This window comes from Sphaerospermopsis sp. LEGE 00249, assembly GCF_014299995.1.
GTDB lineage: Bacteria > Cyanobacteriota > Cyanobacteriia > Cyanobacteriales > Nostocaceae > Sphaerospermopsis > Sphaerospermopsis kisseleviana.
Genome location: NZ_JACJUZ010000006.1, coordinates 58158 through 81408, shown reverse-complemented (window position 1 = coordinate 81408; position 23251 = coordinate 58158). Strand labels below are relative to the sequence as shown.

Annotated in this window: 18 protein-coding genes; 5 read left to right on the top strand and 13 right to left on the bottom strand. The window is 37.1% G+C overall.

The features are described from left to right. Positions 1–22: 22 nt before the first annotated feature. Both H5968_RS03830 and H5968_RS03825 read left to right on the top strand, forming a co-directional pair. Positions 23–1951 carry a sodium:proton antiporter gene (locus tag H5968_RS03830; protein WP_187038877.1) on the top strand — a complete coding sequence of 643 codons (1929 nt, stop codon included), beginning with the start codon at positions 23–25 and terminating at the stop codon, positions 1949–1951. 282 nt (positions 1952–2233) lie between these two features. Beyond that, a complete protein-coding gene (locus tag H5968_RS03825) occupies positions 2234–3649 on the top strand; it encodes a hypothetical protein (protein WP_187038876.1) in 1416 nt (471 codons plus the stop codon). 418 nt (positions 3650–4067) lie between these two features. Here the strand turns inward: H5968_RS03825 and petJ are convergent, their stop codons facing one another. From petJ to H5968_RS03790, 7 genes are all read right to left on the bottom strand, one after another. Beyond that, positions 4068–4415 (bottom strand): cytochrome c6 PetJ, encoded by a 348-nt coding sequence (gene petJ / locus H5968_RS03820; protein ID WP_187038875.1) that lies wholly within the window; start codon positions 4413–4415, stop codon positions 4068–4070. A 287-nt stretch (positions 4416–4702) separates the two neighbouring features. Beyond that, complete coding sequence (gene petE, locus H5968_RS03815; RefSeq protein WP_096568357.1) at positions 4703–5122, bottom strand: plastocyanin; 420 nt, start codon at positions 5120–5122, stop codon at positions 4703–4705. Between the two features lie 536 nt (positions 5123–5658). Continuing rightward, positions 5659–6150 carry a photosystem II cytochrome c-550 gene (psbV, locus tag H5968_RS03810; protein ID WP_096568354.1) on the bottom strand — a complete coding sequence of 164 codons (492 nt, stop codon included), beginning with the start codon at positions 6148–6150 and terminating at the stop codon, positions 5659–5661. Between the two features lie 328 nt (positions 6151–6478). Beyond that, a complete protein-coding gene (locus tag H5968_RS03805; protein WP_187038874.1) occupies positions 6479–7315 on the bottom strand; it encodes a carbohydrate ABC transporter permease in 837 nt (278 codons plus the stop codon). Next, entirely contained in the window at positions 7312–8220 is a 909-nt protein-coding gene (locus tag H5968_RS03800; RefSeq protein ID WP_187038873.1) for a carbohydrate ABC transporter permease, read from the bottom strand. Before H5968_RS03800 ends, H5968_RS03805 begins: the two co-directional genes overlap by 4 nt. Before the next feature lie 292 nt (positions 8221–8512). Continuing rightward, positions 8513–11194, bottom strand: coding sequence for a DNA methyltransferase (locus H5968_RS03795; protein WP_187038872.1), 2682 nt, complete (start codon positions 11192–11194; stop codon positions 8513–8515). 328 nt (positions 11195–11522) lie between these two features. Continuing rightward, positions 11523–12767 (bottom strand): ABC transporter substrate-binding protein, encoded by a 1245-nt coding sequence (locus H5968_RS03790; RefSeq protein ID WP_187038871.1) that lies wholly within the window; start codon positions 12765–12767, stop codon positions 11523–11525. Positions 12768–13117: 350 nt separating this feature from the next. Between H5968_RS03790 and H5968_RS03785 the strand changes: the two genes are divergently transcribed. Continuing rightward, the gene (locus tag H5968_RS03785; protein WP_187038870.1) at positions 13118–14530 is read left to right on the top strand and encodes an MFS transporter; all 1413 of its coding nucleotides are present in this window, start codon (positions 13118–13120) and stop codon (positions 14528–14530) included. Positions 14531–14630: 100 nt separating this feature from the next. Here the strand turns inward: H5968_RS03785 and accD are convergent, their stop codons facing one another. From accD to leuB, 4 genes are all read right to left on the bottom strand, one after another. After that, on the bottom strand, positions 14631–15581 hold the full coding sequence (gene accD, locus H5968_RS03780) for an acetyl-CoA carboxylase, carboxyltransferase subunit beta (RefSeq protein WP_187038869.1): 951 nt from the start codon (positions 15579–15581) through the stop codon (positions 14631–14633). 1122 nt (positions 15582–16703) lie between these two features. After that, complete coding sequence (locus H5968_RS03775; protein WP_187038896.1) at positions 16704–17513, bottom strand: A24 family peptidase; 810 nt, start codon at positions 17511–17513, stop codon at positions 16704–16706. Positions 17514–17753: 240 nt separating this feature from the next. After that, a complete protein-coding gene (locus H5968_RS03770) occupies positions 17754–18014 on the bottom strand; it encodes a hypothetical protein (RefSeq protein WP_187038868.1) in 261 nt (86 codons plus the stop codon). A 90-nt stretch (positions 18015–18104) separates the two neighbouring features. Next, positions 18105–19193: a 3-isopropylmalate dehydrogenase gene (leuB, locus tag H5968_RS03765; protein WP_187038867.1), complete on the bottom strand. Its 1089-nt coding sequence runs from the start codon at positions 19191–19193 to the stop codon at positions 18105–18107. A 306-nt stretch (positions 19194–19499) separates the two neighbouring features. Here leuB and H5968_RS03760 point away from each other — a divergent pair, with 306 nt between their 5' ends. After that, complete coding sequence (locus tag H5968_RS03760; protein WP_096568325.1) at positions 19500–20000, top strand: hypothetical protein; 501 nt, start codon at positions 19500–19502, stop codon at positions 19998–20000. Positions 20001–20062: 62 nt separating this feature from the next. Here H5968_RS03760 and H5968_RS03755 read toward each other — a convergent pair whose 3' ends face one another. Both H5968_RS03755 and H5968_RS03750 read right to left on the bottom strand, forming a co-directional pair. Further along, positions 20063–20722, bottom strand: coding sequence for a flagellar motor protein (locus tag H5968_RS03755; protein WP_222620543.1), 660 nt, complete (start codon positions 20720–20722; stop codon positions 20063–20065). A 199-nt stretch (positions 20723–20921) separates the two neighbouring features. After that, the gene (locus H5968_RS03750; protein ID WP_187038866.1) at positions 20922–22370 is read right to left on the bottom strand and encodes a hypothetical protein; all 1449 of its coding nucleotides are present in this window, start codon (positions 22368–22370) and stop codon (positions 20922–20924) included. A gap of 746 nt (positions 22371–23116) precedes the next feature. Here H5968_RS03750 and H5968_RS25450 point away from each other — a divergent pair. After that, complete coding sequence (locus H5968_RS25450; RefSeq protein WP_255427041.1) at positions 23117–23251, top strand: hypothetical protein; 135 nt, start codon at positions 23117–23119, stop codon at positions 23249–23251.

Sequence of the window (23251 nt, the reverse complement as noted above, 5' to 3'; positions counted from 1 at the left end):
TTAATTCCTCAAAATCTACAACATGGAAGCATCTTTTCAAATCACCCTACAGATGGTGTTCACAGTTCTTGCAGGTATCAGCGCCCAAGTGATGGCTGCATATTTTAAGCTGCCCAGCATCGTCTTATTACTTTTGTTAGGCATTCTCTTGGGTGCTGATGGCATTGGACTATTACATCCCCATCTGCTAGGAACAGGACTAGAAGTAATTGTTTCCCTAGCGACGGCAATTATTTTGTTTGAAGGCGGACTGAAATTGGATCTGCGGGAGATGGGCAGGGTTTCCGTCAGTTTGCAACTGCTGGTCACCTTGGGAACCTTGATCACACTGCTTGGTGGCAGTATGGCGGCGCACTGGCTAGGAGAATTTCCCTGGAATATAGCTTTTCTCTATGCTTCCATAGTCGTTGTCACAGGTCCTACAGTCATTGGTCCACTGATCAAACAAATCAACGTAGACCGACAAGTGGCAACGCTGCTGGAAGGGGAAGGGGTTTTAATTGACCCGGTGGGAGCTATTTTAGCCTACGTGGTTCTAGATACTATTTTGAATGGTGATCCTGACCCTATTAAAGCCATTATGGGTTTAATCTTGCGTTTAAGTGTAGGCGCAATGATTGGCGGTGTTGGTGGTTTTTTGATGAGTTGGATTTTCAAACGCGCCAATTTTCTCTCTTTTGAACTGAAAAACCTAATGGTATTGGCAGGACTGTGGGGTTTGTTTACCTTAGCGCAAACTATTCGCAGTGAGTCAGGAATTATGACTACAGTTGTAGCTGGTGCGGTATTTGCTAACTCATCAGTGCCTGAAGAACGCCTGTTACGCAGCTTTAAAAATCAGCTGACTATTCTCAGTGTTTCTGTACTGTTTATTCTCCTAGCCGCTGATTTATCTATTGCCAGTGTATTAGCGTTAGGTTGGGGTAGTTTATTCACTGTTTTGGTATTGATGTTTGTGGTGCGCCCGATCAACATTTTATTGTGTACTTGGAACAGTAATCTGAATTGGCGACAGAAATTGTTTTTAGGTTGGGTTGCGCCCAGAGGCATAGTTTCTGCTTCTGTGGCATCTTTATTTGCAATTTCCCTGACACAACGCGGTGTTAATGGTGGTGATGCGATTAAAGCTTTAGTGTTCTTGACAATTATCATGACTGTTTTTTGTCAAGGGTTAACAGCTGGGTGGCTGGTGAAATGGTTACGCATCACTTCTAAAGATGCGACTGGGGCAGTCATAGTGGGTTGTAATCCTTTGAGTTTATTGATTGCCAGGTTCTTCCAGGAACGAGGAGAAAGTGTGATCATTATTGACACTGACTCCCAATATTTTGCTCAAGCTGAAGCTCAAAATCTGCGCGTGATTGCTAGTAGTGCGCTAGATGCAGAAGTATTGGAAGAAGCTGGCATTGCTTCAAGGGGTACTTTTTTGGCAATGACTAATAACGGGGAAGTGAATTTTGTGTTAGCACAACGGGCAGCAGAGGAGTTTAATCCACCCCGTGTTTTAGCAGTATTTCCCCGTGATCCCCAAGCTTCTGGCTCGGTGAACAGCAGCAATAGCAGAGTGAATCAAGCTTTTGTCTCTGACTTACCTGTGAAAACCTGGAATGAATATTTAAGTAATGGCCGGGTAAAATTGGGAACAACTACTTTGAATGAGGCTGAATTTTCCAGTCAGCAGGAGCATATACAGGAAAAGATTAGGACTGGGGTGTTAGTACCGCTATTGATGGAAAGGGAAGAGCGCCTACAGGTAATGTCAGTTAATCAAAGTTGGGAAATAGGCGATCGCATTATTTACCTGTTGTATGATTCCCGACCAAATCTGTTAAAACGTTTATCTGGTGCTAGTCAGTCTACAGCCTTGGCTTTAGAAAAGTTACCAGAAGTGGAAGAAGTACCCACCGCTAAATTCTCTCAACTGTCTCCTACGGAAGCATTTGGTAATTGAACTTTAATAGAACCGACTCACGAGTAGCAAAAACCTGTTCTCTGCTTTGGCTTGAATGTTCCTGTTTTCCATGCCAAAACAGGAAGTTATTATTTGTTAGTGAGGACCCAATCTCTAAAAATGGCAATATAATTTAAAAGATAAAATCCCTAGTAAAGCATGGCAGAAATGGCTGTATCTAGCAATGAAAAAAAGCTGATTTTCTCTGGTGTTATAACTGTTACAGCCTTCTGCCTGATTCGACTAGTAAATTGCAACCGAGCCGAGTGAACGATAACAGCTATGTCTTACGCATCCATCCTGAAAAATATACCAGAAATATTCAGCCAACCCACTGGAATAGCAGCTATAGCCTCTCTTGGTATTCACGGTGCTATTGCCTTGATTGTGCCATTAATGCCTGTTGATTCTAGTCAATCCACAGCAGCTGATTCTACAAAAGCAGTCGGATTAATGGAATTGAGTTCGGCTGATCAAAACCGATTGCCTCAAACAGCACCATCCCAACTGGCTTTACAACCCCAACTGCCACAACAACCGGGAATTCCTTTAATTAACTTTGGTGAGGAAAAAGTTATCATCCCACCTGTAGAACCAGCTATCCAAGCTACTTCACCTAGCCAGTCGGTACTGCCACCGATCCCTACATCATCGGCCAACTATAATCTTTCTTACTTGCCCAAAAGTCAGCCTATCCAAAGATTTGCTAGAAACGATTTTAGAACTCAAGTTTCTAATTTCCGCATCAGTAGAAATACATTTTCTCCCTCATCCTCTCCTTTTGTGGATGATATAGATGCCAAAATTAAAGAAACCCAAGCACTGAATATCAACCGTTTGCCACAAGTTGAGACAGATAATAAATTACCTAGTGAACCGCTAATTAACCCATCTCCTGATGCTATTGATATTGGCTCTACGGCAACACCACAGGGTGTTACTGAACCACAAAAAATTCAGTTAGGAGATAACCCAGTTCAAATTGCTGCTAATTCTGCTTCTGATCTTGCTGCTGAACCATCTCTACAAGGTAAAGATCAATTACGGGCAGCAGCAATCGTGATCCCATCTTCAGCAACTTCCACTCAGCAACAAACCCAAGTAACAACTGGAAGCGAGTTTAATTCTCAAGGTCAGAAACGGGAACAGTTACTGGCCAAGCTCGACTCTTATAACACCCTGAGAACAACAATTCGGGAAGCATACCCCAATGTTAAGGAACAAGCAGTTATCCGTGAAACTATCTCGACAAATCAACCCGGTATGGAAGGTACTGTTTTGGGTCGATTGGTTGTAGCTCCTGATGGTAAGGTCTTAGATATCAAGTTTCAAGATGGATCAGTATCTCCTGAACTACAATCCAAAACTAGGGAATTTTTCAACGCTAATCCACCTAAAGGTGAGCAACGCATTAGTTCTTATCCTTTCCAACTCAGATTTACAAATAATGGCGATAGGAAAATTCCCCAAAAGATTGAACAGTTAAAGCCCTCACCAAGTCCAGAGAATCAAACAGTACCTGATCCACAAATAGACAAAAATCAGTCTAATAATCAAGCTGTTGTTATTCCTAATTCATCACCAACATCTGTAGTTAGTGATGATAAACCTGCTTTATCTACTGAATCTGCTCAAAAGTTGATTCAACAGTTACGTCAAATCAAGGAAACAAGACAAAACTCAAATCAAGAAAATTAAGAATTCATCAGTCGTAGGGGCGAAGCATTCGGAAAATAACCTGTGATCAAAATTGATAATTTATCGCCCGGATGCTTCGCCCGTACAAGACAATTGTGATCAAAATTGATAATTTATTGCCCGGATGCTTCGCCCGTACAAGACAATTGTGATCAAAATTGATAATTTATTGCCCGGATGCTTCGCCCGTGCAAGACAATTGTGATCAAAATTGATAATTTATTGCCCGGATGCTTCGCCCGTGCAAGAAAATTGTGATCAAAATTGATAATTTATCGCCCGAATGCTGATGCTTCCAGCACGCTTCGCGAACGCCCCTACAGGAGTCAGAAGTTAGCAGTCAGAATCAAGAATTAATTTTTACCCTTGCTCCCTGCTCCCTGCTTTCTTCATAACAAGTGTTCAAAAAAAGATGATACTACCAGCCTGTTTCCGCTTTCTGGAAAACATAAGCGGCCACTTCCAGAATTTCCTGCTCGCTTAATTTGCTCTTGAAGGCGGGCATGGCACTTTTACCGTTCTGAATTTGATGGATAATGGTTTGAATAGGTTCAGTATCATAATTTTCTAAATATTTTGATAGTGCTGATTTTTGTAAAGTTTTATGTTCAACTAGGATATTAGCGCCTCCTATATGGCAAGAAGCACAGTGATTACTAAAAATAGCGCTGCCTGTAGATGCTTCTACGGCTAAGGCAGGATCAATGAATTGGAAGTTAAACAACAGGGCGATCGCCAACAGTAAAATTAATAAAGGTATTCTCAAGAGATTTTCCTCGTAACAAGCACATCTCTGATTTTAGATTTTAGATTTTAGATTTTGGATTGATATCACTAATAAATCCAAGAGATTGTGGCATCTTCAGTGATGGAATAACTTGTATATTATAATACGGCATTTATAAAATAAAATTTATCTTACAAACTAAAATTAGCGGTAACTAGCTCATCCCTTTATTCTTTCCCAGGGATCAAACTCGTTACCGCTCCTATTCATTAGTTTGTACCACCTGATGATCAAAAAAATCATCTGGTGTTAAATGAGCGAGATTGTTAGCTGGCAACAGTTAGTTTACCAACCATACCCGCACCACGGTGAGGTTCGCAGTAGAAAGTGTAATCACCAGTTGGTGCATCTGCGGGGATAACTGTTTCCATTTTTTGCCCAGGATTGAGTGCTAATTTTTTGTGAGACAAAGATGCAGCTAAATCTTTATCCTTAGCAGGATTTTTTATAGGATCAAAGACAACGTTGTGGGGAGGAACTTTGTTGTTAAACCACACAATTGTGTCACCAGGTTTAACAGTTAACTGCTTAGGCTCAAATTGCAACAATCCTTTGTCACTACCCAATTTGACGGTGTAGGTTTCAGCAGATGCGGTGGGAGTGAAAACAGCAAAGCTGCTAACAACTAACAGTACAGTTAAAACGGCTAAAGTCAAGCGTCTCCAACTTGCTGCTATTAATTTCATGGCTCTCTCCTGAGATATAGTTTTATTTTTCTTTTCTTATGTTAACTACATTTAACACCAAATATGACACCCTGTCATAGATAAAATTTTTTTTTTAATAATTAGGGTTTGCTGAAAAAATGCAAAACGCAGATAAATCAAAAGTTTGAGGCTGATAAATAGGAAAAAAGTGCAAGGGTTTTGAAGGGTATACGTGAAAAAGTGTGCATTTTTTGGGATTTCGAGAGATGGAAAAGGAATTTTCAAACTTCCTCCTGACTCCTGACTCCTGACTCCTGACTCCTATCCCCTCATGGAAAGACTTTCTCAGCAAGTCCTAATTAGCGGTTATTAATAGGAAAATGCAGCTTAAAATACAAAGTTCCCAATCCTGCTGCCAGAGAGCAAAGTCAAGTATAAGCAGTAGGTATAAGTCAACCAAGATAACAGTAATGCTTGAATGCACTCAGGTATCAGGACTAGGAAGTGAGATTTTTCTACAGTAAGGGCAAAATTGCCCATACTTTTAGAAAGTAAGAAGGCCAATGAGCAGATGTTTAGTAATGGATCTTACCACCACCCCATCTAATACCAACGATTTTTGGCTGGATGAGAATATGACCTGCGATCGCTGTCAAATCATCGTCTGTCAAGTTTCTCATTTCTGTAAAGATATCGGCGCTCTTGATACTAGGATGAATTTCAGAAATCTCGATTTCACCATCGTAGGTGGTAGGATTCTTCATGTAGTCAACCAGCCCTTCAATATTGTCACGTCTGGGTGTAGCTAAAGCTAAAGCTTCTGGTTCTAATCCTACGTTTTGATTAGTCTTGGTTACACCACCAGCATGACATTGAGCGCAGGTGTCATTAAATAATTTTTTACCTATTGCCAGTTGCGGTATGCTAATGACAACAGTATCACCCTGTTCGTTCAATTTGACAGTTCTGGTAGCTTGATCTAGTTCCAAAGCTGTTGCACTACCGATGAATAATTGAAAACTCAATACAACAGCAGCAACAACAACGCTTATCAGTCTTTTAAACATATTTCCCCTTCAAGTTTGTAATGCTCAACACAGCTAAGACACCAATAGTTTCAAAAAGCACAGATATTGATCTGATGCTATCTGATGCTAAAAGTTTGCCGGGTATCACCCCGACGGGGAGAACTACAACACCCCTGATCCTGTGGCTAAAAGCTATCAGGATGATTTTGGTAAAATATTCTCGCTATCATTAACATCAGCATGAATCAGTTTACCATTAGGTGCTGATCCTGAGTTTGTTAATCCCAGGGAATTAGAAATAGGAAAGATGCTGACAGATGCTCACAATTGATACAAATCTTTATCTAAAAATTTACAATTTGCAAAGTTAACCTTTGCCACCAGTAAAAGTCACACCTTGAATAAAGTAGCGATTGAAAAAAGCATAAATTCCTAAAGCTGGTAAAGTAAACACCATAGAAGCAGCCATAATGTAATTCCAATAGCTGATATATTGACCTTTAAAGCTATTCAAACCCAGAGGTAAGGTAAACATTTCCGGGTCAAATAAAATTACCAAAGGTAGTATAAAATTATTCCAACTACCCATAAACACAAAAACCGCCTGTGCTGCTAGTGCTGGTTTTGCTAGGGGTAAAACAATATCTCGGAAAATCTCCCAAGTGCTTAAACCATCTAGTTGGGCTGCTTCTTCTAATTCTTTAGGAAAATTAACAAAAAACTGCCGCATCATAAAAATGAAGGTAGCATTTACCATAGTCGGTACAATCATACCTTGATAAGAATTAAGCCAACCCAATGCTTTTAAAATCAAAAATGTGGGAATGAGAGTAATTTGTGTGGGTACTGCTAAAACTGCGATTATTAAGAATAACCAAAAGCGTTTACCAGCAAATGTCAATCTAGCTAAAGCATAACCAGCCATTGAATTTAAAATTAAATTTAAAAACGTAACGCTAACAGCAATTATTACACTGTTAAATAACCAGCGCCAAAATAGCGGTTCTTGGAGAAAAATTTGCTGATAGTTCTTAAAAGTAAAATTGTGAGGAATAAAATTTAGCTCACCGCTAATAATTTCTGAAAGAGGTTTAAAGGATGCAGAAAGCGCCCAAAGAAAGGGAATAATGGTGATAAAACCATAAATTATTAACAATAGATATAACAGGAATTTCAACCAAGGAAAACGAGAAACTTGATTCACATTTTTTCACCACCAAATATTCGCCTTTGGATGACAGTGATAGAAATGATTAAAGTTGCAAGTAAAAAAGCCACAGCAGCAGCATATCCTAATTGTAAATTTCTAAATACAGCTTGATAAATTAATAATACCACCGTCAAAGTAGCATTATTTGGTCCACCAGTGCCACCGGAAAAAATATAAGATTGATCAAATAATTGAAAAGTGCCAATTATGCCTACAGCTACCACAAACAAAGTCACAGGTTGCAATAAAGGAATAGTAATATTAATAAATTGATCCCATCCATTTGCACCATCTAAATCTGCTGCTTCATAAAGCGTTTGAGGAATATCCTGTAAAGCTGCTAAATAAATCACCATATAAAAGGGCGCAGTTGACCAAATATTCATGATCATAATGCCTTTTAAAGCCACCTTGGGATCTCCTAACCAATTATAATTAGGTAAGCCAAAAAAAGCCAGAAAATCATTTAGTAAACCATCGGTATTATAAATCCACATAAAGATGAGTGTTAACACCGCTGATGATGTAACTGTGGGCAAAAAATAGAGGATTCGCCACCAGTTTTTACCACGAATACCAGAATTTAAAGTAACTGCGAGAATTAAAGCTAAAATTGTTTGACAAGGGACAACAATTGCCGCATATTCGACTGTATTTTTGAGAGCAATTTTTAATTGTTCGTCTTCTACCAAATGGGTGAAATTTCTCAAACCAATAAATTGATATTCAATACCGCCTAAAAGTTGTACTTTGTTGAGAGAAAGAAAGACAGCGTAGAGGATGGGGAGGATAACAAAAGTAAGTAATATGAAAATAGCAGGGAGCATGAAAAGATAACCTGCTAGGTTTTCGTTAACCTTTTTGGGTAGGTTGCGGGTTTGTCTGTTGATTTGCAACATACAAATAGATTATATATATTTTCATGGTAAATCTTCTATCCAGAGATTTTTTTATTTAGGACTTACGTAAGATGTGACTGAAAGCCTTATTCTTGCGTAGGGGTAATTCATGAATTACCCCTACTTTCGTTCCCTTTTGCATAAGTCCTGTTACTAATGAACCACGAAGACACGAAGGACACGAAGAAGAGAAGAAGGGAAGAAGAGAAGAAGAGAAGAAGGGAAGAAGGGAAGAAGGGAAGAAGGGAAGAAGGGAAGAAGGGAAGAAGGGAAGAAGGGAAGAAGGGAGATTTTATTTTGGTGGCCAAGGTCCTATTATTTTTATTCCCTGTTTTTCTTTTTCTGCTAGTTCTAAATTCAATGTTAGCAGTTTTTCTAATATGTCTTCTTCTGGTTGAATTTTATAAGCTGCCATTACCAGGTTGTCTAGTTGTTGATGTAGTTTATAAAGTTGGCTGCTTGGTTCGTTGAAGAATTTATTATATAGTGTGGTGATCCCCCATTGTTTTGTTTCCATTTGTTGGGTGCGATATTGATGGAGTTCTTCGGCTTTGGCGCGGATTTTTTCTACTATTTTTATATCTGCTGTTTGTGGAAATGGAAAGGTTTCAAAACAAGTTGTATTAGTATAACGAGTTCTATCTTCTAACGTTGAACTTTGCGTTTTTACCCAAAGACGATGTACATTAGATGTGAGAATACCCAACACATAAAAATCATCTGATGCAATTACCATGTTAGCTTCACAAGGTAATATAGAAATATTCACAGGTGTAAAAATCACCCATTTGGTAATTTTTGGGATGGCAAAATAACAAGATAAGGAAGATATTATTTCTCTCATTTTTGGTCTTTCTCTCCCAAATTTCCACCAATTAACTTTTCGGGAAATCTCACGATTTTTTTCTCTCTCTGGTTTAACATTTTCATAGACATACTCAAAAGGTAATTTATATTGACTAGCTTCCTCTATTGATAAATTATAAAAATCAATTACCCAATCTAATTTAACATTAGGATTAATTAATGTCTTACCATCAATCATTGGTTTTAATACTTCTTGATTTTTAGGATCTTCATCAATCCATTGTTTCGCTTTTTCTTCAGATATTATAAATCCTTTACCTGATAATTCACAAGCTTGAAAGGAATAGTTTTTATTAGCATTTAATATCTGAGCAGTGGTAACTGATATCTCCCTTTTTAATGATGCAGAAATATAAGACACTTCAATATTATCTAAAAATTTCTGTTTCGTTTCTTGTTTTGTCCAATTAACAATACTAACATGAACAGCAGCATCTCCAGACCATTCTTGTGTGGAAATTGCATCATGAATAATTCCCCCATTGTTAACAATATAATCTAAACTGGCTTTTCTCCCTGAAACTTGAGCAATAGAATTTGTACCCACTAATCCTGCTCTACCTTTATTATCTAATAAATCAGCCGCTTTTCTAAACCAAAATACACAAAAATCTGGCTGTCCTTTGACATCTGGAAATGTTTGATATATCTTATTTGTATATTCATCTCCTAATTCTTTTCTCAGTTTTTTACCACCCAAAAAAGGCGGATTTCCAATAATTGCATCTGCTTTTACCCATTCACTAAATAAAGCATCTTGACAAACAATATTATTATCTAAACTATCCAAAGGTAACGCAGGTTCAGTTAACTGTAAATTATCAATGGCAATTTTCCGAGCTATCATCAAAGTCACCCGCGCTAACTCTACCGCAAAAGGATTTGTATCCATCCCATAAAATTGTAAAGGTGTCACCAAACCCATCTGCATTTGTTTGTCTTTTGATTTACTCAAATGCTGGATTTTTTCTAACAATAATATTTCAATTCTCTTTAATTCCTGATACGCTAAATACAGAAAATTCCCCGAACCGCAAGCAGGGTCTAAAACTCGATAACTTTGTAATTCTATTTGCAGTGTAGAAAGTTCCTTAACTGTATTTGCTGCTTCTATTCTCTCTTCCCAAAAACGGCTAATTGTAGGGCGGATAATTTTCATAATATCCACTTCTGATGTATAATGAATCCCTCTGGCGTGACGTTCTTTTTTATCTACCGTTCCTTCAAATAAATTCCCAAAAATAGCAGGACGAACTTTACTCCAATTTTCCCGTGCTGATACATCTAAAAAATTTAATTCTTCCCTAGTTAATTCTATGGGATGAATCACCGAAAATAAACCACCATTAAAATAATCTACACCTTGATAACGTCCTGCGGGTGTAATTCCTGGTTGATTCATTTCCCGAAATAAACCACCTAAAACATCATAAGAACTCGCCCCTTTCATGCAATCTTGCACACAAGAAATGAACAGATCACGGGGTAAAAGTTGTCTATCTTCTGCAAACATGGCTAACACACATTGCAAAATAAAACGCTGTGCTGTTAATTTTTCAATTCCTCTTTTTTCTAATTCTAATAATAATTCTCCCATGCGTTTGGCGGCGCGTTCTGTGACTTCTACTTGGTTATTTTGGAATACAGGGGTTTTTTGCCCTATTTCCATAAATGCCAATGCTCCAGCCCTTTCTGGTAGTTGCTCCAGGGATATTTTATCTACAGGTGTATCTAGTTGAATATCAAAGTCAAAAATCCAAAATTCATCGAAATTACATAAAATTACATATTTCGGTCGATTTGGTACTAACCTTGTCCAATAATCAAATGCTTGGGAATAATGTTTATTGAGGTCTTCTCCCCGTTTTTTCATTTCAATTAAAACGCGGGGTTTCCAAACTAAATCAGCGAATCCGGTTTTACCAGTTTTACTACTTTTTTTAATAGCTTCTTCGTAAGTCGCACCAGCTTCTAATGCTCCTTCATGACCAAAAGCACGAAAAAAGCGGTCAAGAAATGTTTGCGCTTCTTTGCGTTCCTGTCCGGTGATATGTTGTTGGCAGAATTGCACGAATTTTGATAAACTTTCTGGGTTGGATGATTTCATATCGCTGGGTTATAAATATTCTGTTTTATTTGATATGTATAATTCAATCATTATATGATAATTGATATTTTCCTGCAAGTGCAACAACAATAGGCAGCATCCCAAATGTGTAATTCGATTTTTTGGGAATCTTTGAATTGCTACAAAGTCCTAATATGAATGAACCGCAAAGAACGCAAAGGACACAAAGTTAAGAGGGTTTAAGAGAGTTTTTGGTATTGCTGAGTTGATTTTTTGAAAATTGGGATGCTCCCTAAAAATAAAGATAACTCAATTAAGTAAATCAAACTTAAAAAACGTCATACCCAGATCCCCTTTAATCCAATTTCTACTCCATCATTTTCATCTGCTGATTAGCATTATTCTGCGCCTTTAACATTGCCTGTTTTAAAGATTGTTCGCCCAATAAAGCACTTAAAAATTGATTCTCAAAATTATTCACAATTACTGCTGGATATTTCCCAAGTTGCCAAGGAGTAGCATCATCAAGACCTGCTACTAATGCAGACCTGAAATCATCTTGATCATAACCTAATTTCTCGGCTACAGATTTACGAGTTGGTAAAGCAAAACCTGTTCCTGTCCATTTTTCCATTCCTTCTTTACCTGTCAAATAAGAAATTAATTCCCAAGCTGCTTTTTTATGTTTTGTTTGTTTATTCATGACATAAGCAACAGTATAAACCATTGTGCCTTTTTGATTATTAATTTTGGGGACTTCTGCTGTAGCAAAATCTAATTGGGGAAAGGTTTCTTGCAGATAAGGAATAGCCCAATTTCCCTCAATTACCATTGCCACTTTACCTTGTCCAAACATATCTGTACCTGAACTCGCACCAACATCTGATGGTAAGGCTGATGTTTGATATTTTCGATATTGATTTATCACTAATTTTAAACCTTTTAAAGCTTTTTCACTAGCAAAGGTAGCATTACCATTTTCATCAATTAAATTTCCCCCAAAAGCTTTAATTTTGTAAACATGACGTGATATTGCTGGACTTTCTCCAAACCCGTATCTATTAAGTTTACCTGTTAATTTTTGAGAGTAATTTAATAATTCATCCCAAGTAGTTGGCGGTTTATTGAAACCTGCATTTTCCAAGGATCGTTTGTTATAAAATAAAGCTAAGGTAGAATAATCTTTAGGTATTCCATAAATATGGTTATGCTCTTTAAATATTTCTAATAAATTTTGATTAAAATCTTGTAAATCAAATTTATCTGTGATGTAATTATTGAGAGGTTCTAAAACATTTTTACTCATCAAAAATGGAGCTTCTACAGCATCTAAATAAAATACATCTGGTGCAGTATCCCCAATTAAGCGAGTTTTAATGACATCCATATATTGATCAGAAATTAATTCATATTTAACTTTGATTTGGGGATGTTTGATTTCAAAATCTTGTAATACTTGTTTTAAAAGTTTTTGTTCTACAGGTGAACCACCCCAACCACTGAGTTTAATAGTAACTGCTGATTTACTGGGTGGTAATTGGTGACAACTGATCACAATGATAGCCACTGTGATAATTAATATACAGAATTTTAACCATTTGTATTTGTTCATGGACAGATAAGACAGATAAAACTTTTTATTTTCTCATTTTATTTTCTCATTTATAGATGCTGTAACTCCGGGAGCATCCCAATGAAATAAAAAATGACCGCAGCAACACTAAAAAATCTCTTAAACTCTCTTACCTTTGTGTCCTTTGCGCCCTTTGCGGTTCAATTATATTAAGCTTTAGGGCAGATTATTTCCATAGACAAAAATCAATTTACACATTTGGGATACTCCCGTAACTCAAGACTGATCTTTAAGCAGTCTAAATTTTTGTTGAGAAATGGTAGATAGAATAACAAACAATTATCATGATCGGAAATTTTACTCATTTCGTCACCGCTAGACGCTAGTTTATGGACTCGGTTAAAGTTGAAATATCTGCATCTTTAAATCTAGAAATTCCTCAGATTGATTCATTAAACACCGTCTTATCTTCTGAATCTCAATCTAGCTCTCGTTTTCCTAAAAATGCGATTCGTACCAGTTTACAAGCTTCTACTTATGATGCTATTTTAGCAACCATTTTTTCTATTACTACTGGAGGGATTTTACTTAGTAATTTTTTGGTGGAATTAGATGCTAGTCCGGTAATTTTTGGGATGCTTTCTTCAATTCCCATGCTAGTAAATCTAATTCAGCCTTTAGGTGCTTATCTTTCAGAGCGCACTACTAGCAGGTTTCGATATTCGGCGCTGGTTTATGGAATTTCTCGCCTATTTTGGCTGTTTTTAGTAATAGGTATTATCTGTAAGAGTTGGGGATTGATCAATTCTCAGCAGTTGGTGATATTAACGCTGGTAATTGTCTTTTTTAGTCATCTTGTTGGGGGTTTGGGATGTGCATCTTGGATGAGTTGGTTAGCAATTATTGTTCCTCGCAGGTTGCGGGGTAGATATTTTGGAATACGTAATAGTGCGGCCAGTTTAACTAATTTGTTATGTGTTCCTTTAGCGGGTTTTGCTGTTTCTCATTGGTTTGGGGGAACTCTTCAAGGTTATGGGGTGGTTTTGTTGGTGGGGATTTTATTTGGGTTAGTTAGTTTAGGTTGTCAGTATTTTCAAATTGATGTTAATCCCCAATTACAAAAATTACAAAATACTTATATAGGACTTACGCAAAATAAAGACAAAGTAGAGGTAATTCATGAATCAGTAGGGGTAATTCATGAATTACCCCTACCCTACAATAAGGAAAATAATAAAAATTCCCATTTTTGGATATTTTTACTGTATTTTAGTTTATGGATGTTGGCTTTTAATCTTTGCGCCCCTTTTGTAAATCTTTATCTGCTGGAAACTTTAAATATAGATGTGGGTTGGGTGACGGTTTACAGCAGTTTGCAAGCGGGGGCAAGTTTGCTAATGGTGGTTTTGTGGGGTAGGTTAGCAGATAAATTAGGAAATCGTCTGATTTTGATATTTGTGGGGATAATTGTTGCAGTTACGCCTTTATTTTGGTTTGGAATTGGTGACAGAAATTTAGATATTTGGTTGTGGCTACCACTATTACATATTTTTATCGGTGGTACTGGGGCGGCGGTGGATTTATGTAGTAATAATTTGCAGATTGGTGTTACACCATTAAGAAATCAATCTATTTATTTTGCGATCGCTGCTGCTATTGCCGGTGTCACTGGTGCTTTAGGGACAACTATCGGCGGTTTTATCGCCCAATCTCCCCATTTTGGCGGTTTATTAGGTTTATTTGCCCTTTCTAGCATTTGCAGACTGGCAGCATTGATCCCGCTTGTGTTTGTAAAGGAATAGGTGACAGGTGATAGGTGACAGTAGAGATGGGGAAGCAGGGGAAGGAGGGGAAGCAGGGGAAGATTAAGAACCCAATCACCAATCACCAATCACCAATCACCTAATCTACCCCTGTAGAAGTTAATGTCATGGTTTCCCACAAAACCATGTTAGGTGCGGTGGGCATGGGTTGGTGTAAAGATATTAACTGTGCCAAGGTATTTTTTAACTGAGTGCGGGGAACAATTTCATCTACAAAACCATGTTTGAGTAAGTCTTCAGCGGTTTGGAAGTCTTCGGGTAGTTTTTCCCGCAGGGTTTGTTCAATAACTCGTCTGCCAGCAAAACCGATGGTGGCTTTGGGTTCGGCGATGATGATATCACCCAACATAGCAAAACTAGCGGTAACGCCGCCGGTGGTGGGGTTTGTCAGGACGGGAATGTATAATAAACGAGCATCTTGATGACGTTGTAGTGCAGCGGAAATTTTCGCCATTTGCATTAAGGACAGCATTCCTTCCTGCATTCTCGCACCACCAGAGGTACAAACGATAACTACAGGATAGCGGCGTTGTGTAGCTTGTTCTATTAAGCGGGTGAGTTTTTCACCGACAACAGAACCCATGCTACCACCCATAAAGCGGAAGTCCATGACTCCTAAAGCGATGGGTAAACCGTTAATTTGACCTAAACCGGTTTTTACTGCGTCTATTAAACCGACTTTTTCTTGAGTTTCCCGGATGCGATCGCTGTAGGGTTTGCGATCGCGGAATCCTAAAGGATCAGTGGGACGCAAATTTTCATCTATGGGTTTCCAAGTATTTGCATCAATTAACTGACGGATACGCTCATCACTATCGACTCGGTTATGATGACCGCATTCTGCACAAACCATTTGATTAGCTTTCAAGTCTTTAGCATAAGCCAAAACACCACATTTCGCGCATTTGTGCCATAAACCATCGGCTATTTCCCGTTCTTGTTTTTCTAAATGGGGAGATCCTGATTTACGACGATTTGCAAACCAATCAAATAGAGACTTTAAACCGCGTGATTCTTCGTTGTTTGCCATTTTTATCTTATTTAAGTAGGTATGAGATTCAAAACAGGTCAATCAATATTGGGATTTGGGATTTGGGATTTGGGATTTGGGATTTGGGATTTGGGATTTTAGATTGACCTCACCCACTGCTGGAGCGGGTATTGTGAATTGTGGATTTGAGGTAAGTATTCAGAAGATAGACTACAGAAGTCAGAATAATAACGCCTTATAGCGTCAGCTTTGATAATTTTGCTAAAATCTTGCTTCTCTCTATTTCTGATTTTATAAGCACTCTGACTCCTGACTCCTGACTCCTGACTCCTGATGATTTTTCTTGGCTTGACTAAATCACCAAATTACGCTTGTAACTAATTTTCGACTTGATTTTGTATTTTTTGGTTGATAGCTTAATAAAAATGCTGCTGCCAATACAACTTTTTTCCCAACGTGTCAGGGGACTTAATTATATCAACGTATCGGCAAAGGTGTGAAAATACAAAACCCCCATGAAAATGAATCTTCCTCCCAATACATTATTTTTATTATTCAATGGTAAGCCATCAGCATTTATGAAATTAGTTGTATTTGCCAACTGCTAAAAGTATTATTGGACTGTAATACAATTCACAGGTTAATCTTACCAAAATATAAAGATCCAATGAAGTAATGCTGGTTACAGTCATGTGGTTACAGTCATGTGGTTACAGTCATGGAGGGTGTAGGTTGCTGAGGATGAGAATAAAAAGCATTTAAATCTAATATTAAAGAAAAGTGATTTTAAAGTTTGAATTTGATGATAATAGGTGATTGGTGATTGGTGACTGGGAACAAGTAATTGGTAAGAATAAACTCTTGCCTCTTGCCTTCGTACTGACTCCTGCTATAAGTAAGTCGGCACGAAAAAACCAAGGTATGTAACAAAATGTAAAATTGATAAAAACCTTGTCCCTCCTGCCTTCTGTGTGGGAGCATCCCAATTTTGAAAAAAGAACCGCACTAAAACCAAAAACTCTCTGAAAATCTCTTACCTTTGTGTCCTTTGCGTTCTTTGCGGTTCAATCATATTAGGTTTTTGGAGCATTTTTACGTTAGATAAAAATAAATTTACAAATTTGGGATGTTCCCTTCTGCCTCCTACTTAACTGATATATTTCAAGATGGTGGTAGCACAAACTGTAGGTAGTAAGACAAAATCTCTTCACCACCAAAAACAGCAATTACCGCCCCCAAAGCTAAGAAAGGACCAAAAGGCATTCTTTGTCCCATTTGATGGCGTGAGACCATAATTGCACTTCCACCTATTAATACTCCCAAAAAACAGGCCATAAAACTAGCTATTAGCAGATGCTTCCAACCTAACCAAGCGCCCATCATCGCTGCTAGTTTCCCATCACCTGCACCCATGACGGGTTTTCCATAGGCTAGATAACCTAAAATTGAGATGCTATCAAACAGCCATAAGCCCAAGACTGTACCACCTATTCCAAACATTAGCTGTTTGATCCCACCCACCCAGCTATTTTCTGTTAAAAAACCTAAACCCATTTGAAAAACTAAGCCCAATACCAATCCCGACTTGGTAAGTTGACCGGGTAAAATCATTGTATCCCAGTCTATAAGAGATAGAGCTAATAACCAACTGCAAAAAGCCCAATAACCAATTGTTAAGGCTGAAAATTGAAATACCCAAAATACTATTAAAAATATAATTCCTGTTATCGCCTCTACTACAGGATAACGGGGAGAAATTTTGGTGTGACAATAACGACATCTTCCTTTTAACCACAACCAACCAAACACAGGTACGTTATCATAAGCTTTTAATTGGTTTAAGCATTTAGGACAGCGAGAAGGCGGCCAAAGTAAAGATAATCCCGCAGGTAGGCGATAAACTACAACATTGATAAAGCTACCAATAGCAGCCCCCAAAGCGAAGACAATGATACTAGCAGGGACGAAAATCAATAAACCTCTCCAAAATAGAATGTATTAATTTGTAATATATTGTAGGGGCGAAGCTTATGGGCGATAATTTAACGGAAAAATCAGACATCTAGATATCCCATAAGCTTCGACCAGCCCCCATAAATAGGTTCCATAATTTCTTTTCTGGAGATGTCTAATGTGTCCATATTGTCAGTTGTCATTAGTCATTAGTTATTCTTCCCAGTCACCAGTCACCAGTCACCAGTCACCAATCACCTAATACATATACGATTCAATTTGTTGTAAGGGTATAAAACATTCCTGTGGTAAGAGAATGGGTTGCTGAGTAAAAATTACTTTACCCCGATGAGTGACGCGACTAATTGCTACTCCTGAAGCTTGCCCCACAATTTCAGGATGTACCTCACAGTAGGTATAGTAAATTTGCCCAGCGGCTTTGATCACGGTGGGATCTACCAAAGGGGTTTGGTTTGCTGGGGTGGTGAAATTTCCTTGTCCTTGTTGTGAAGCGTACACTATTAGTTGTTATGTTATTGATAGATTTGCTTCTAGTGTATCTGAAACTTTTAGCAAAAAACGCTAAAATTTTCTTCTAGTACAACCAAACTATTTTGTTTCCAGAATTTTCATTAAAGCTTCACCCATTGCGCGACAACCTAAAAGATTCATTCCTGGGGACATAATATCTCCTGTGCGATCGCCTTGTTGTAAAACTTGTAACACTGCATTTTCTATTAAATCCGCTGCTGCTGGTTGATCTAAATCATACCGTAACATCATAGCTGCACTTAAAACCTGTGCTAAGGGGTTGGCTTTATCTTGTCCCGCAATATCGGGGGCTGAACCGTGAACGGGTTCATATACACCAGGTCCAGAAGCTCCCAAACTAGCAGAAGGTAACATCCCAATACTACCAGTTAACATGGCCGCAGCATCGGAAAGAATATCACCGAACAAGTTACCAGTAACAATAGTATCAAATTGTTTGGGGGCGCGGACTAATTGCATGGCAGCGTTATCTACATATAAATGAGATAATTCAACATTTGGATATTCTGAAGCCAGCTTAGTCATTTTCTCTCGCCAAAGTTGAGATACATCTAATATATTGGCTTTATCCACAGAACAAAGTTTTCCGCCGCGTTTTTGGGCAGTTTCAAAGGCAACTTTACCAATTCTCTCTATTTCCGATTCGCTGTAAACCATCGTATTTACACCACGTCTTTCTCCGGTTTCTGTAGCAAAAATACCTTTAGGTTTACCGAAGTAAATCCCGCCTGTGAGTTCCCGCACTACCATAATATCTACACCTTCGACTACTTCCCGTTTCAAGGTGGATGCGTCTATAAGTTGGGGTAATATTTTAGCAGGTCGTAAATTGGCAAAAAGTTCTAAACCTGCTCTTAATCCTAATAAACCCGCTTCAGGACGTTTATCAGATGGTAAAGTGTCCCATTTATAACCACCGATAGCAGCGAGCAATACTGAATCACTGCTGCGACAAGTATCTAAAGTTGCAGATGGTAGAGGTTCACCGGTTTCATCTATCGCTGCACCACCGATGAGGGCGGTTTGAAAATCAAAGTTCAAATCAAAGCGTTTAGCGACGACTTTTAGCACGTCCACTGCTACGGCCATTATTTCTGGTCCAATACCATCTCCGGGAAGTAGGGTGATACGGTAGTTTTTTGTCATGGTTTTGTTAATGGGTGTTTGTTTGCAGATTAATTATCATACCAGTGAGTAGTCAGTTTTTGATATCTCACGCAAAGACGCAAAGGAAGAATACAAAAGGCATGGTAAAATATATGAGAACTTCTTTTATTTTCAATTTCTATCAATTTCCATCTGGTGTGACGTACTCTCCCAGTTGTGCGAAATTTTATCACTATAATTTAACACAGATAAACACAGATAAACACAGATAAAAGTTTAAAATAGCGGTAATAGTATGAATTTATGTTATTCTCAATATAGAAAATAAACCGGAGGCTACTAAAAATGACCCAAGAATTAATAGACCTCAGAAACAGTATTTTACAAGGAAATTATACAGAAGCTTTAGCAATTGTAGATGAATTAGAAGGAATGAGTAAAAAAGCAATAATCAGACAAATTAAATCATTCTTAAAAATACTACTCATTCATATAATTAAAAATCAAATAGAAAAAAGATTAACAAATTCTTGGATGGCTTCTATTCGTAATTCAATTAGAGAAATTCAAGAAATCAATCTCAAAGAAAACAAAAAATCCTATTACATCAATGAAGATGAATGGGAAAATTTAATAGAAGAATCAGTTATAGAAGATGCGATAGCAGATGCTAGTTTAGAAATAATGAACGGTAAATATACTCGTTCTCAACTATCAACTATAGTAAATAGAAAGCAAGTTATCAACACAGCAATTACATTTTTATCTCTCACTTATACCTATTCACCCAAAGAATTACCAGCTATCATGGATGATTATTTAAGTCAGTTAATAGCAGATATTTAAAAGATATTTAAAAGATATTTAAATTTGCACAACAGCTTAACTGCTTTTATTTTCAATTTTTATCAATTTTCATCTGGTGTAACGTACTCTCCCAATTGTGCAAATCTGATTTCTATTCTTCTGCGTTTACCTCTGGTTGCTGGATCTTTTCTCGTATTTTTTTTAGCAAATCCTTGATTTTCTGGTAAAAATAATTGTGCTGCTGAATATGCTCTAAATTGGACTTTTTTAAATCGAGATAATCTAGTTTGATTTTGCGCTTTTTGCAGTTCTTTGACTACTGATAATGCTCGCATTAAACCTAAATCAGCATTAGAACGAGGACATAAGGTGTTAATATTTTGATTACCTGTGGCAACATTTTCTAGGTGATTATCTAAAGGTTTTAATGTTGGATTATTAGGGTTATTACAGTTGAGAAAATTTACTGGTTGATCATCGGTATGTCCTATAATTTCTAGTACCTCAGTTTCATTATTACATTGTTCTTGTTGAGAAAGGGTTTCTTCAATTAATTTTAATATTTTCCCTGGTTTGTTACCTTGCAAAATATCACTTTTTAAGTTATTTGGTAAAACCGCACTCCCTGATTCAAAACTATATTGTTCAGAAGGAAGGTTAATAATTTTCGGTTCACAAACTATCCCTGGTGGTGGTGGTGGTTTTTTTTGAGCTACCACAAATACTAATAATAAGGTAATAATCATAAATGCGTTAGACATTAAATCTGTAAAGGATGTCCAAATTGTAAAGGTTTCGCTATTATTATTAGAATTCTGGCGATTTCTTCTTTGCATAATAATTAAGTTCAATAGGTTCAAATTTTCTGGGTTAAGATCCTCGACTTCTACTATCAATTTATATTTGATTGACAGAATAGTAAAATAAGTCGGGGATCTGGTTAATTTAATTTTATATTTGTTAATTTTGTGATTGTTGGAATTGTTGGAAGTTGGTTAATAATACAGATAGGTTACTATTGATTTGTTGCAACATTTGGGAATTTTGATTGAGTTGGTTGGCGGTAGTTTGTAATTGATTAACTTGATTTCCTAACATAGAGGCTAATTGGGGTATATTATTATTAGATGATTGGGTTGCATTGTTGATTAATCCTGCTAATTGTTGGAGGTTTGTATTATATTCTCCTACTTGTAAACTATGTTGATTTAAAGATGTGACAATTTGGTTAACATTATTATTAAATGTTTGGGTAGATGTGGAAATACTGTTAACATTCTGCAAGAGACGATCTGTAACGGTAGTGAGATTTTGTTGATTATTTTGTATGAGGTTTTTTACATCGTTAGAATTACTAATTAATGTGTTACTGAGACTTTTTATATTATCTGTATTATTTTGAGCTAATTGTTGGATTTGTTGGGAATTATTGATTAAGCTATCACTGAGATTTTCTAAACTATCTCCATATTTTTCTAGGGAAGATATAGATTTTTCAAATGATTGTGATGATGTGAGTAAGGATGAGGAAATATCAACAAATTTTGTAGTTAAGTTTGCTATATTAGCAGTAGCATTACTTAAAACATTTGCTCCTGTTTGCATGGTTTGGGAAGATTGATTAACAATAGTTTGAAAGTTGTTTGCAGAAGTATTAATTTTATCTGTAGCTTCCGTGATCGCAGTTGCAAATTTTTTGGTGTTTTGATCTAAACCTGAAAGGAAACTTTTTAAGCTATCAGAGTAGTTATTAATAGATGTAATTAACTGATCTATTTTGCTGGTAGTTTGACTGTTTAGCAAAAATTCATTATCAATGGAATGTTCTATGGAGATGATTAAATTTTCTTTTTCTATTTCTAATTCTGATACTGGGTAAAATTTAACTAAAAAAATACTACAAGCTAATGCAAATAAACTACTACCAAAAGCTACACCCATTGAGTTAACAATATTTGGTAAAATTGTTTGTATGTCTACTTCACCTCCTAGATTACCGCTAATCAATAACAGATTTAAAGTAATTCCTAAAAAAGTACCAAATAATCCAATTGATAAGAGGAAATTGGGTAACGATTGATAATAACGTTTATCTTTTTCCCAATCTTGTAAGTGAGAATTTGTCACACTGTCTATTAAAGCTGCTTTATTAATTTGTTCATATTTTGTTGGATGACGATTATAAACATCTTTAATTGCATTCGCTATCCCTTGTTTTAAAGATGGTTGAAATTGATTTTGTAATTTTTTTCTGATGTCATAACCATCCCATGTTAAATAAATAGTTAATACGGCAAATCCCAAAACTACGAAATATGAAAAATATTGTCTACTGGATGGGATGAAAGCATAAATGAGAATAAATAAGACGCTTAAACTTAGTAGGGGATAACGAATTTTATTGTTCATGATTTTCCTGTTTGATTAATTTTATTTTGACTTTTTGAAAAATTCCCCGTCAGATCCCCGAATTTTTTATTTAATCGTGACAAGAAATTATGGTTTATTAACAGAAGTCGGGGATCTTACCCCGGAATCATTACCGTAAAAATACTTAATAAATCAACCAAGGTAAATTTCACCAATCATAGCATATTTGGTATAGTATAGATCAAGTAAAATTTCTTAATCTTTACTCATGCTGAAGATGAAGAAGGGGATCATCTCTGTGATGGTGGTGCTATTATGAATAATGTCGGTGGAAAATATCAACTGCTCAAAATTTTAGGAAGTGGTAATTTTGGGACAACTTAACAGCACTTCCCAGTGTCATGAGGTACACTATGAACAGGCAAGACTTGTACTGAGCGACTTGTACTGAGCCTGTCCTGAGCCTGTCCTGAGCCTGTCCTGAGCCTGTCCTGAGCCTGTCCTGAGCGGTGTCGAAGGGCGGTGTCGAAGGGCGGTGTCGAAGGGCGCAGTCGAAGGGCGCAGTCGAAGGGCGGTGTCGAAGGGCGGTGTCGAAGGGCGCAGTCGAAGGGCGGTGTCGAAGGGCGCAGTCGAAGTAAGTCGAAGTAAGTCGAAGTAAGTCGAAGTGCGGAGTCGAAGTATGCCCGTGTTACAAGGGTTTTATCATTAATATCTGTACCTCATAATAACGGAAACTGCTGTATTTAGCAGTGGATCAGTATGGAAAAAACTAAGCGGTTAAACAATTGACATTTTCTAGTAATAAACCAGAGGAAATAGCGATCGCTCAACGCAAGTTTAATGATGAGAAAGAAATTTTACAAAAGTTGCCAGATCATCAACAAATTCCTGATTTTGTAGATTATATCGCAGAAAATTAA